Genomic DNA, 13,249 nt, shown 5'->3' with positions numbered 1-13,249 from the left:
CAGGAGTATTTATCCTTTAAGAGATTCGTTTGATAATGGAGATAAACTCTTCGTTGGTCCAAAGCATTTGCATGAATGAGAAGAAATATCCTTTACTGATAGAAGCAGGACATAAATAACATTTTATCGCATAATGAATGCTTAGGCTTTAGAGTAGAGTTTACGATGATTCTGTAACAAAGATGCGACCCATCACGAGCCGCATCTTTTCTATTGAATCTAATACCTATTTTATGTAATACTTATTGTTAATCCTCATTTAAATCTTTCCAAAACCTTTTTTTTGAATAAGAACGACCTGTATATTCGTCCTCATTGTTAACGTTGACCGAATCAGTTGGCGAAGTGGCTATTATGCCCTCCGGCTTTACTTCTATTACTTCTAATGTCGGTTTAATATACTTGCTTTTCATCTTAGTAAATATTAAGTGAGTTATTTAATAACGACTTTATTCTTTTCAATTACGTAGATACCTCTGTTTAAGCCGGATAGTTCGTTTTCTCCTTCAACAAGCATTTCCGAACGAACCAGACGACCATCGATGCCGTAGATATCCAACTTTTGTGCTTCAGGAACATTTACGTATAATGTATTTCCGGCTGAATAAATAGAAAGGTTGTTTGTTGCAACAGATTCTATCGAGACAGGTGATTCCACTTTGACGGCAGTAGCATACGACGGTTGTCCCGACGTTCTGGCTTCGCCCTTAAGGAAAGCCCGGAAAGGTATCACTGTCGCGCCTTTACCGGTCAGGCGGAATTCTTTTCCATCGGATATATACATGATGTTTTCTCCGGTTTCGGCTGTTACATCGATGGTTGCATACGTTCCGTTGAAGGTATAAGGGCCGCCGTCTGTAAAGAAGTTCATCTGGTTATTGATTGTTTGGCTGACCGCATCGAATTTAATATCTGTAGTACCCTCATTGTACAAAATATACGGAGTATTTGCTGCGATGGTTGAAGCTGTTTTGAAAGTAACCGATTCGGCAGAGGTTGTGTTCATCTCTTCTACCGTGCATCCATTCGGTATGTTGCAATTGAATGGCAGACAGATAGTTTCCAATGCAGCTTTACCATTTACCTTTGCAACAACAGGGCGTGTGTAAGAGATTGCATCCGCCGTAAACTCTTTCGATGCATTGAAAGGCATATTGTCCGTCAATGCGATATCCGCTATTTTACCGTCAACGATAGTATATCCTTTGTCTAAAGTGATATTATCACCTGCTTTTAGGTAGACTAATAAGTTTGGATTGGTCACTCCGCTTAAAGTTACGTCTGCCGGAACAGTGATACCTGTCATATCGATGTCCGTAAGATTCGCGTCTGTAACATCCATTTGGGTAAGCTCTAATTGGCTCCATGTTCCTGAAAGAATGGTAGAAGCGTATGCTTTAGTGGCATATTTCATGTTCTTCCAATAAGGTGCTGCTTCATAAAGGCTCTTACCGGATGCTGGGATGTGAATCGTTGTGAAATCTTTACTAGCAAAGTCTGTTTTGCTCGAGCCAAATGGATTATCACTGTTATTACCTCCTTCTGCCGTATCAACAATTGTTGATATGGGTGTTTTGGAACACATATAAATATCTCGTTTAACACCTTGATCCATACGGAAAACCGCACCTCCAATAGCAGTGACTGATGCCGGAACTGTGAACTTTGTAATTTTGTAGCAATTGATAAAGACTCCGGGTTGCATCGTTGGTATATTTTCCGGCCATGTGGTGAAAGTTACAGGAGTAATGCAAAAAGCTCTGCCACCAATTTCTTCGATAGCGGAAGGCCATTCGGAAAAAGTCACGTTTGATTGTCTGAATGCAGCTACGCCTATTTTCTTTAAACCATCGGGGAGTGTGTTTAATGATAATGCCGTACAGGCTTTGAAAGCGTTATCGTGTATTTCTTCGAGAGTAGAAGGAAGAACCGATGGATTGAATTTGACACATTCCATAAAGGCCTCAAGACTTATGACTTTTATCTTATCCCAATTGGTAACCGTCGTTAAGTTGGCGCATTTCCTAAAACAATATTTAGGAATAATAGTCATATTCGAAGGTAGGCTTATTTTTACTAAAGTGGTATATCCATCGAATGCTGATGCATCGAATCCTTCGGTCATAACTCGTGAGAAATCAAATTCTTTTACTTTTGTTACTACCCCTTTTAGTCCTCGAACATCGTTTGCATTAATTTTAGTTTCAGTGTTACTTATAACAGTTACTTTAGTAATTGCATCAACTGATTGCCCATTCAACGCAGCAATAGTTTCAGCTTCAAGTTGTCCTAACTTCTTGTGGTCAATAATCAAGTCCTGTGCTATCATAACACTAGTACTCATTGCGAGTACTAGTGTAAGAAAATATCTGAATATATTATTGCTTCTCATAGTATTAAATCAATTAAATTTAGAAAAGTACCTTTTCTGCTTTTATATTTGTTCCGTCAGAAAGAATGAATACGTTGATACCTTTGTTTAATCCATTCTTATTGATGGTCAATTCACCGTTAATGTTAGCTTTATAGATTTGTGCTCCATCGATGCCGACAATCTGAAGAGATAATCTTTTATCGGATAAGTTCTTCACGATAATGCCATCGGCTGTATAATTCAATTCGTAGGTTGTATTATTCATGGCATTGTTAGTTATATTATCAGGACTTGGAACTTCGTAAGCACCGATGTCTTTGGTCTCATTAATAGCCGTTCCACAAACATCTGTAGCAGGAATAACATTAATACCTAAAATATCTGAAGAATCATTCATTCCTTTATTAATCATCGGGCTGCTTGCAGTAATAGCTAAGTAAGGAACTGTAGCATCGTTAGAGAAAGTAGTTGCAAGGCCTAGGTTTGCCAATTGATAAGTAGTTGTGGTTTCTACCATATTGTTATATGCAGCTTTTTCTTCATTTAAAGAAGGTTCAGTCATTTTCTCGTTAACCCCTCTTTCACCACCAATCAATACATTGTTATAGGCAAGGAACTCTCTGTCAGCAGCATCGATTCCTGAAAGAATAGTTGTCTTATCTGCGTATGCTACGTTGTTGATGAATGCGATTCTACTATCCGGTATGAATGTAGGAATAGAAATGGCTCCTAAGTTGTTGTAGAATGTATTATTAATGATATTAGACTCTCTTACTTCTGCATTTGTTAAGTCAATAACACCTTCATAACCTCCGTTAAGAATTGTATTCTCCAAGAATGTGCAATTCTTAACTTCCAGTAATCCTACTGTAGAGTTCTTTGAACTACCCGTACTTTGATCGACAAGTCCGATAGCAACTCCGCGACTGTTTTCAGCGTCCATGCGATTTTTATAGAAAGTAGAGTTTGTAACTTTAAGGAAATAGTTTTTGTCAACGTCGGCTACATTCGGGCCACAATGCATAATGACAGCTCCGATTGCTCCACCGCCGATTGTATAATTGCCTTCGAAATAGCAATTGTTCACAATTACCTGTTTGCCTCGACTACCGATGGCTGCACCTGCTGAACCGGCTTCATTATTAATGAATTTACAACCTTCCAACTCCAATTTTTCACCTGCAAAGAAGATGGCTCCTCCAAGCATATATTCAATCTGGCGACCATTTACAAAGTTTATGCCGTTAACTTTTAAATTAGTTCCGGAACCTCCGCGGAGAATACGGGTAGATTGTCCTTGTTGATTTCCGGGAGTGGCCCAACCTAGTAATGTTGTGTTCTCACCACTTAATTCAACGTTTTTGTTACTTCCGAAATCCACATAGGCATAACCGGTTGTTGTTGCACCAGATAGATCGAATGTAGCATTCTTTTCAAGATAAATAATGGTCGGAGTGTTTTCTGCTACTTTGGTGACAGCACAACCGATTGTTTTGAATGGAGCAGATTCTGAGCCATTGTTAGAGTCACTGCCTGAATTTGATACATAAAAGGTTGTTTGTGCATTTACCAATGCAAATGCGGAACAGGCAACCATTACAGAGAATAATTTTCTTTTCATAACTATTAAAATTAAGTTTTTATTATTTGATTTATTGATATACTCTTACATAATCTATTTGATAGTCTTGAGGCAATCCGTCGAGATCTACGCCTTCACGACCTCCCCAACTTCCGCCAAAGGCTTGGTTAAGGATAAGATAAAATTCTTCGTCAAAAGGCCAATTGCCAATGGTTGCCGCTTGTGGCTTATTTACGGTGAATTTCAATTTCCCGTCCAGATACCAGGCAATGCGGTCTTTGGTCCATTCCAAACTGTACACATGAAATTCTGTGTAAGAAGTAGGACAAGTCACACTTTTATTGTATGGATTCGGCCAAGTTCCTGAATTGTGGTCGGTACAATGGAGGGTATAATGAACCAGATTTGGGTCATATCCCACATGTTCCATGATATCGATTTCACCACTCTTAGGCCAATATCCGTATTTATCCCATTGCGGCATCATCCAAATAGCAGGCCATGTGCCTTTGCACATCGGTAATTTGGCTTTCACATCCACTCGGCAATACTTCCAATATTTTAAACCTTTGGTTGTTATGCTGGCAGACTTAACGGAGATAATCGTGTCTTTTCTTCTTTCCGTCCATTCGTTTTTCGACTGATTGTTGACTTTTGCATTTTCAATGAGTACCGGTTCGTCTTCGCATACAATATGTAGCAAACCGCCTTTTTGATAACAGTTTTCTTCACGACCTACTGTGTAATATTGCATTTCGTTTCCTCGTACATAACCTTCTTCGAAATTCCATTTCGAGGGATCGGGTAATCCGGTTCCGTTGAAATCATCTTGAAACACTAACTTAGAAAACGGGTAAGGAACTGCAACGAGTTTTCCATTATCATCTACCGTAATGTTCCAAGTAGCTCCGTTCGCCAGCTTTTGTTGGATGCCTCCTGCCACTTCTGCTTGCATGGCATAAGGAACGCTGGCTAATTCTTGATTACCTGCTAAGGTATAGCCTTCTCCTTTATCGATTTCTGTTTTAATCTGATAATTCCCTTTTGTCCAATCCACTTTGGCAAACTCAATTGCTTCGGGTGTTCCTTCACCTATATACAAAGTAAAATAACCATTTACGTCCGTACGGGTCTGATGTGTTTCAGAGTAAACAGTAGTTCCATTTGTTTCGATTAGGAATCGCACATGAATGTCTTTATTGGCTATTACGTTTCCATCTATGTTTTTCAGCGCAGATTGATAAAAGAAAGTGTTTTGAGCTTGTACGCATACAGAAGTAATAGCAAGGAAGATATATATAAATACTTTTTTCATTGGGTTACTTTTTAATGATCGTGATTGTTTTAATTTCCCGGTCTGATAATACGGTCAGCAGATAATTTCCCGGTGTATAGACTGTCATATCAACGGTAGTGTTATTCGTAAAAGGTTGGCTGTGGGCAATCTCTTGACCTATCAGATTTGTGAGTTTCCAAGTATAACTCTCATTATTTTGGCATTCGATTATTAATTTATCTGTTACAGGATTCGGGTAGATATTGAATTCTATAGTTGATTTTACAGACTCGATACTGGCCGGGCCTAAATCATCGGATTGATTGAAACCTTGAAGTACACAGAAGTCACCGATGGTTGTTTCTGTTACCACTTCACCAATCGTCCAACTGATATTCTCTTTTGTACTACCTGCAGAAGAAATTACCTGTTGAGCGCTAATCGATGCTGTGGAGAATAAGAATAAAGATATAATTAAAAGATTCTTCATAATCCGTTTATTATTTGGTTAGTTCTTGGGTTGAGATGACACCTTCATCGTTGACGGAAATACTCCAAACTTTTCCATTCGGAGATTTCAATTGAACGTTCTCGGCACTTTTCGCATATTTGGCAAAAGGAACACTTACCAATTGTTGTGTACCGAGAGAAATATTTGTTCCGTCATAGCTGATTCCTGTTTCGATAAAATAAGGTCCGTCTGCCCAATTAATTTCTCCCAATGTACCTTCTAATGCGGTACCTTTACCGATTTTCAGGTTGACAATTCCTGCGGCATTTGTATTAGCCTGATGTGTTTCAGAAAATACGACAGACCCCGCAGGTATTTCTTGATGTATTTTGAAAGATACGTTTACGCTTTTATTGGCTACTATCGTATTATTTACGTTTTTTACCACAGCTTGAAATTGGAATGCTTCCGGTGCTTGACTATAAACCTGAAGGGTAACGCATACACCTACGAAAAAAAGTAAAATGGATCTAATCATAATAGTAATTGAATTTTAGGGTTAATTGTTTCGTAAATCTCTGGAAGCAAAATTAAGGTATAGATGAATAAATGCTTTGCATGAAACGACAGATTGATTTAACCCATGTGTTTTGTGTTGAAGAAATGTTGCATATCTTTTTTGAAATGTAGCATAAGTCATAAATACAGGCTGAAAACATAATTTATAGCGATAAATCAGCTTGATTATTTTGCATATTCAGGCGAACATGGATTATGTCGGAAAATTGTAAGAAGTTTCTATTTTACGCTATTGACCGTTAGCGTTTGTTTGAATTAAAAACGGTCAATCCTTCCGCCATTAACAGATATTTTTGTCGTGGATGTTTGGGACTGTTAGGGTAGAGAGGGGTAATAAAACCACTCTGGATAGTCGGTGTCAGATAATTGGCTATAAAGATACATAGTATTCCGCTATGTAATAATGTGAAGATAGAGAAGTTTTATTTTCATCACCTTATTAGGTTGTTAACATCTTATTTTTTCCTGTTTGATGCTCTTGACTTTTTTGTCGGTTGTTAAGTAGAGAGTAAAGAATAATAATCAAAATCAGATGACTGGTTTTTAAATTGCGTAAATGTTGCAAGTCGTTTTTGATATGTAGCTATGGAAAAATTAGGTAATATAGCTTTTTTGCCTTTTTGAAATGTATTTCTACATTTGCCTTCATAATACTGCAATCATAATTCTAATTTCACTGTTTATGAAGACACATTTTGTTTTGTTTTTGTTATTGTTCGCTGTAGTTAAGGTAAATTCTGCACAATTATATGTAGAGGCTGAGAGTTTCAAGGAGAAAGGAGGTTGGGTAGTCGATCAACAATTTATGGAGCAAGTAGGCTCGTCTTATCTGATGGCTCATGGGATGGGGAAACCTGTTACAGATGCCATAACTACCGTCCGGTTTGCGGAGAAAGGTTTATATCATGTATATGTGCGTACCTATAATTGGACTTCTGTGTGGAGTGATAAAAAAGGACCTGGACAATTCACTCTATCAGTCGGTGACACTGAACTAGCTACTGTATTGGGTGCGACGGGCAATAAATGGGAATGGCAGAAAGCCGGTATAGTAGTCATCAATGAATTGTCTCAACGGCTTGTTTTGCATGATTTGACCGGATTTAACGGACGTTGCGATGCAATTTATTTCTCTCGGGAAGCCGTCACTCCGCCGGATGATACGGAGGAATTGAAGCGATTCTTATCCGATACATTAAAGAAAACCAATCCGGATACTTATGCGGGGAGTTTTGATTTTGTTGTTGTAGGGGGAGGAATTGCCGGAATGTGTGCTGCGGTTTCTGCCGCACGGCTGGGATTGAAAGTGGCTCTAATCAATGACCGACCTGTATTGGGCGGCAATAACAGCTCGGAGGTGCGTGTACATATGGGAGGAAGAATCGAATTGGCTCCGTATCCGCGTTTGGGAAATCTGATGAAAGAGTTTTGTCCGCTGAAAGTAGGAAATGCCCGGCCGGCAGAAAACTACGAGGACAATAAGAAAGAAGCTTTTATTGCAGCTGAACCTAATATTTCTCTATTTCCTTCATGCAGAATGATTTCGCTGCAAAAAGAAAACAACCGCATTGTTTCCATTACCACAACTCATATTGAGACAGGAAAGAGGCAGGTCTTCCATGCTCCTCTCTTTGCCGATTGCACGGGAGACGGAACAGTGGGTTATTTGGCAGGAGCCGATTTCAGAATGGGCAGGGAAAGCAAGAGTGAGTTTGATGAGCCTCATGCTGTTGATATCGCTGATAGTCAGGTGATGGGAGCATCCGTTCAGTGGTATTCCGTTGAAAAGAAAGAACCGCAGGATTTTCCGGTATTCGATTACGGTTTGGAATTTAACGAAGAGAGTTCGGAGAAAGTGATGATGGGCGAATGGACTTGGGAAACGGGCATGAACCGCAATCAGATAACAGAGTTCGAACGTATCCGGGATTATGGTTTGATGGTGATATTTTCGAATTGGTCTTATTTGAAAAACAGGTACACGGCTAGTGAATATTACCGAAACAGGGCTTTAGAGTGGGTAGCTTACGTGGCAGGAAAAAGGGAATCCCGTCGTCTGCTCGGTGACCATATCTTGACCGAAAATGATTTAGTGGAGCATATTCCTTATGAAGATGGGACAGCATGTACTTCTTGGACCATCGACCTTCATTATCCTGACCCGGAGAACAGTCGTCATTTCCCGCAAAAGGAATTTAAATCGATAGCTCAACATGTTGCCACCTATCATTATCCCATCCCTTACCGGTGCTTTTATTCCCGAAACATTGAAAATCTGTTCATGGCGGGGCGAAACATCAGTGTTACGCATGTTGCGTTGGGAACAACAAGAGTAATGCGTACCACCGGAATGATAGGAGAGGTCGTAGGGATGGCTGCTTCCATTTGTATAAAGAAACAGACTATTCCCAGAGGTGTTTATGCGTCTTATTTAAAGCAGCTAAAGGAACTGATGGAAAAAGGTACGGGCAAGGATATGCTTAATAATCAGCAATATAATGAAGGTGGAACTTTAGGATATAAAGTCGTAGATACAACTTTAAGGTAGTGTGGATGGATTGACAGTTATCGTTTTATAAAGTAATATATGTCACTTTACTTGTAATAATAGAAGAAAAGTCTGCTCATACGGCACTGAAACGCGTAATAAGCAGAAAAGAGTACTTTCTGAAATCAGTGACAGATAGTGATAGTAAAACGCACTTTTTTTGTTTGGGAGAGAGGGGGGAATGTGTTTTTGTTACTTCCCCCTGTATTAAGGACTCTTTATTCTTGTACCTTCGGTTTCTCTTTGCTGTTAATCTCCATATACTTGGTTGGCGACATTCCGTAGTATTCTTTGAAACTGTTGGAGAAGTGGGACAAAGATGAAAATCCTGCCGCATACGTGACTTCCGATATGGTCAGTTTCTTGCTAGCTAGTAATGCTGCCGCATATTTGAGTCGGGTGGTTTTAATGTATTCGCTTGGATTTTGGTTTGTCAATTGTTTCAATTTGCGTTGTAATTGCGAACGGCTGATTCCTATTTCGGCACTGATTGTTTCTACTGATAAATCGGTATCCGCCAGCTGTTTTTTGACAATTGTTTCCAGTTTTTCAAGGAACTTTTCATCAAATGATTTGATGTTATTGCCACTTTCCTTACTCTTTTCTTTGTCTTCGTATTTTTCTTTGATTACGCGACGTAGCTCAATCAGCTTATTGATTCTTACTTTCAAATGGTCGATGTTGAAAGGTTTGGGCAAATAAGAATCCGCACCTGCCTGAATCCCTTCGATACGATGTTCGATGCTTGTTTTCGCTGTCAGCATGATGACCGGTATATGGTTGGTTTGCTCATTATTCTTTATTTTATTGCACATTTCGGTTCCGTTCATTACAGGCATCATTACATCGGTTATGATACAGTCGGGAAGCTCTTTTATGGTAAGCTCCAATCCTTCAGCTCCGTTTTCGGCCGTTATCAGTTGATAGTCGGACTTTAGGACATCCAGCAGATAATCCTTAATGTCATCATCGTCTTCTACAATTAGTACTTTGTATTTGTACTTTGTACGTCCTGTAGGCGTGAAATCGTTAATACTATTCTCGGCGTCGATCAATGAAGTTTGAACTAATGTAGCTAAACTGCGGTCGGTATGCTCGGCCTTTATTTCCGATTCTTTTAAGTAACTGTTGTCCAGAGGTAACGTAATCACGAAGGTTGCACCCGGAAGTTCAGAATCCTCAACATAGATTTTTCCGTGATGTATATTCATTAGGCTTCTCGACAAGTGTAGGCCAATGCCGGTACCCATTTTTTTCCGGTTGCTATCTTCCGGTATCTGATAGAAACGCTCAAATACCAATTCCCGCATTTCTTTGGGAATACCGGGTCCCGAATCGGCTATACGGATAATGATATCCGTTGGTGAAGTACTGACTTCTATGGTGATGGAACCGTTGTCCAATGTGTATTTGAAAGCATTGGAAAGTACGTTGAATATCACTTTGTCCAGTTTCTCTTGGTCTACCCAAACTGTTGGTATCGTTTCTTTAATAGCCAATGTCAAGGTTATATTTCTTTTTTGGGCAATATAATCAAATGAGGTCGTTATATTCTCAAAGAAAGTTCGGAGGTCGGTTTGCTCGGCGAGTAGTTTGACCTGTCCTTTGTCTAATTTACGCATTTCCATGACCTGATTGACCAAGTGAAGGATGCGGTGTCCGTTTTGGCTGATAAGTTTATAGGTGTTACGTAGCTTCTCTTCGGAAGTTTCCTTTATCAACTGCTCAATCGGAGATAAGATGAGCGTTAACGGGGTGCGTATCTCGTGGGAGATGTCTGTAAAGAATTGAAGCTTGGATTGCATCATCAAATTTTCATTTTCCTTAATCAAAGCTTCCTTACGAGTCCTCAAACGATTTTTGACGTTGATATAAGCATAGCAAATCATTAATAGAACCATGCATACATAAATCGACTTGGCCCACCATGTTAACCAAAAAGGAGGATGAACGACGAGTGGCAGGCTGCGCTCTACAGCTTCCATGCCGGGTAAAGCTGCTTTTATTTTGAATATATATTTGCCGTAATTAAGATTGGTATAAGTGGCGAGCTTGTTGTTGAGTGGCAATGTTTTCCATTCATTGTCGAATCCTTCCAACTTGATTTGGTAGATAATGTCACCAGGTGCATTGTATTCGAGTGCCGTGAAACCGATGGAAAAACTCTTCACGTCACTTTTTATGTTAATCTTATCTATGTAATTAATTGCTTTCGAAAGAATTTCACCTTTATCGACTTTGACAGGTTCATTATAAATATATAAATCGGTGAATAAAAGATTTAGTAAAGGATGTTTAGCTCTTTCGAATAAACGGAAATAAGAAACTCCGTTACTTCCTCCGAAATACATTTCTCCCGATGTTGACCTGAAATGGGCACCTCTGCGAAATTCATTATTCACAAGGCCGTCCGACATGAAATAGTTGATGAATTGTTTTTCTTGAGATAAGAAATGGGAAAGTCCGAAGTTGGTACTTAACCAAATATTATCTTTCTCGTCAATCTCGATACCGTTGATGGTGGCATGGGGTAATCCGTCCTGTTCGGTGTAAAAAGAAGTTTTGGGATTCGTCGGATTAATACAATTCAGTCCTTGTGCGGTTCCTATCCATACATTACCTCTATTATCTTCGGTAATTGAATAAATCATGTTATTTGTCAGCCGTCCGTTTCCTGCCGTATAATCGGAAAAAGATTGTGTAGAAAGGTCGTAACAACTTAGTCCTGCATTGCTGGTTCCTATCCATACTTTATTGTTCTTACCGAATAAAATCGAATGAATAGTATTACTAAGTACTTGTTTGCTGTTTTTCATCAGGTCGTATTGAAGAGCACTTATCTTTTGAGTTTCAGGATTGAATATACAAACACCGTCCTCATTTGTTCCCAACCAAAGATTCCCGATAGAATCTTCGGCCATCGTATTAATGTGTTTCACATTTCGACCGTTGACATTAATCTCTTTTTTCTCAAAGCTATTTGTATTCGGATTATATAAGAATAAACCGGAGAGATAAGTTCCTATCCAGATTCTGTTGCGGCTGTCCTTAAAGATGGATAAAACAATGGACTCCGTATAATGTCTATCACTCTGTATGTTATAGTGGGCTATCACTTCTTTTGAGGAATTAAGCTTGTAAATGCCGTCTCCGTCAGTACCGATCCATAAGTTTTTATTGTTGTCTTCGGCAATAGACAATACGCATTCTGTTCCGATACTTTTCTTTGGATAGAAAGGGTTGAAACAAAGATTACCAAACGAGTGCTCTTGCGGAGGAATCATTAAAACTCCCTTTTGATATAATCCGACCCAAATGTTTCCTTGCTTATCTTCCAAGATACTATGTACCTTTGCTTTACGCATATCCAGATTCGGACGTTCCGTCTCGTAGGTTTCGACGGAACGATTGTCTTCTCGGTAACATTTTAATCCGTAGCCGTCCGTTCCTATCCAAAGATTCTTTTTACTGTCGGTTACCATTGTGAACACCATTCCCTCCATTGGAATGAAATTGCGGGTAAAAGTCCGGGTTGAGAAATCGAACGAATCGATACCCCCGTCAATCGTACCAACAAGTATGTTTCCTTCCGGTGTCTCTGTAATAGAGAAGACTTTGTTGCTGGAAAGACTGTTGAGGTCTTTAGAATCATGCGCATAATTAACAAGCGTGTGGTTTTCGATATTCAACACACTGATTCCATTGTCTTGAGAGCCTATCCAGATATTTCCGAAGCGGTCTTCAAATACCACGTTAATCTTATTGCTGCAGATGTTACTGTTCGTGGTCATATAATAAATAGGCTTTCCTGTATTAGCCCGGATACAGATGACTCCTGAGCGACTTGTCGTGAGCCAGATATTTCCTTTACTATCCTCCATGATGCAACGGAAGTAACTGAAGTCACTGATATTAGGATATGAAAAGTGGATATTACTGAACTTTTCTGTAGTACGGTCGAATAACTGTACTCCCCCAATAGTTCCTACCCAGAAATTCCTTTTTTTATCCTCGAAAACAGTGAGAACGGAATTATTTATGAGTGAAGTTGTATCGTTAGGTTGATTATAATAGGTTTTGAATTCGGAACCGTCAAAAGAGTTTAGTCCGCTTTCCGTACAAATCCATATTAAACCTTCATGATCTTGATATATGCTGTTAACATGGCTATTGGATAGCTCGTTTGCCGTATTCCAAAATTTGTCGGAAGCAGGTATATGGCCTCCCCACATTTGAAATGTGATTAAAAGAATAATGTATTTTAATTTGGGTTTATTAAATAATGAGAACATATAAATAATATGATTTTATTTTAATGGATATAACTTGAGATGTTTCCAAAACAAAAATAAAGCGTTTTTCCGAATAAAGCGCGCCGTTTAACATACTGGCTACAATATTTTAAGTATTTGCAACATTTACACAACCGCAAAGTGCTT

At 39.1% G+C, this 13,249-nt stretch carries 9 protein-coding genes; 1 reads left to right on the top strand and 8 read right to left on the bottom strand.

Features of this window, described 5'->3' with window-relative positions; all coding sequences use genetic code 11:
• Window positions 1–248 precede the first annotated feature (248 nt).
• From DXB63_RS18015 to DXB63_RS18450, 7 genes are all read right to left on the bottom strand, one after another.
• Entirely contained in the window at window positions 249–413 is a 165-nt protein-coding gene (locus tag DXB63_RS18015; RefSeq protein ID WP_158563701.1) for a hypothetical protein, read from the bottom strand.
• A gap of 20 nt (window positions 414–433) precedes the next feature.
• Window positions 434–2,344, bottom strand: coding sequence for a leucine-rich repeat domain-containing protein (locus DXB63_RS16755; protein WP_158563700.1), 1,911 nt, complete (start codon window positions 2,342–2,344; stop codon window positions 434–436).
• 67 nt (window positions 2,345–2,411) lie between these two features.
• On the bottom strand, window positions 2,412–3,995 hold the full coding sequence (locus DXB63_RS16750) for a choice-of-anchor Q domain-containing protein (protein WP_122127532.1): 1,584 nt from the start codon (window positions 3,993–3,995) through the stop codon (window positions 2,412–2,414).
• Window positions 3,996–4,026: 31 nt separating this feature from the next.
• A complete protein-coding gene (locus DXB63_RS16745; RefSeq protein WP_122127531.1) occupies window positions 4,027–5,271 on the bottom strand; it encodes a glycoside hydrolase family 16 protein in 1,245 nt (414 codons plus the stop codon).
• A 4-nt stretch (window positions 5,272–5,275) separates the two neighbouring features.
• Complete coding sequence (locus DXB63_RS16740; protein WP_122127530.1) at window positions 5,276–5,722, bottom strand: T9SS type A sorting domain-containing protein; 447 nt, start codon at window positions 5,720–5,722, stop codon at window positions 5,276–5,278.
• A 10-nt stretch (window positions 5,723–5,732) separates the two neighbouring features.
• Window positions 5,733–6,221: a hypothetical protein gene (locus DXB63_RS16735; protein WP_122127529.1), complete on the bottom strand. Its 489-nt coding sequence runs from the start codon at window positions 6,219–6,221 to the stop codon at window positions 5,733–5,735.
• A gap of 280 nt (window positions 6,222–6,501) precedes the next feature.
• The gene (locus DXB63_RS18450) at window positions 6,502–6,636 is read right to left on the bottom strand and encodes a Fic family protein (protein WP_369869641.1); all 135 of its coding nucleotides are present in this window, start codon (window positions 6,634–6,636) and stop codon (window positions 6,502–6,504) included.
• 308 nt (window positions 6,637–6,944) lie between these two features.
• Between DXB63_RS18450 and DXB63_RS16730 the strand changes: the two genes are divergently transcribed.
• On the top strand, window positions 6,945–8,810 hold the full coding sequence (locus tag DXB63_RS16730; protein ID WP_122127535.1) for an FAD-dependent oxidoreductase: 1,866 nt from the start codon (window positions 6,945–6,947) through the stop codon (window positions 8,808–8,810).
• Between the two features lie 218 nt (window positions 8,811–9,028).
• Here the strand turns inward: DXB63_RS16730 and DXB63_RS16725 are convergent, their stop codons facing one another.
• The gene (locus tag DXB63_RS16725; protein WP_158563699.1) at window positions 9,029–13,042 is read right to left on the bottom strand and encodes a two-component regulator propeller domain-containing protein; all 4,014 of its coding nucleotides are present in this window, start codon (window positions 13,040–13,042) and stop codon (window positions 9,029–9,031) included.
• Window positions 13,043–13,249 lie beyond the last annotated feature (207 nt).

Source organism: Bacteroides sp. OM05-12 (assembly GCF_003438995.1).
In the GTDB taxonomy this organism is placed as follows: Bacteria; Bacteroidota; Bacteroidia; order Bacteroidales; family Bacteroidaceae; genus Bacteroides.
Note: the sequence above shows the minus strand (reverse complement) of the source record. Positions and strands in the feature narration are given on the sequence as shown.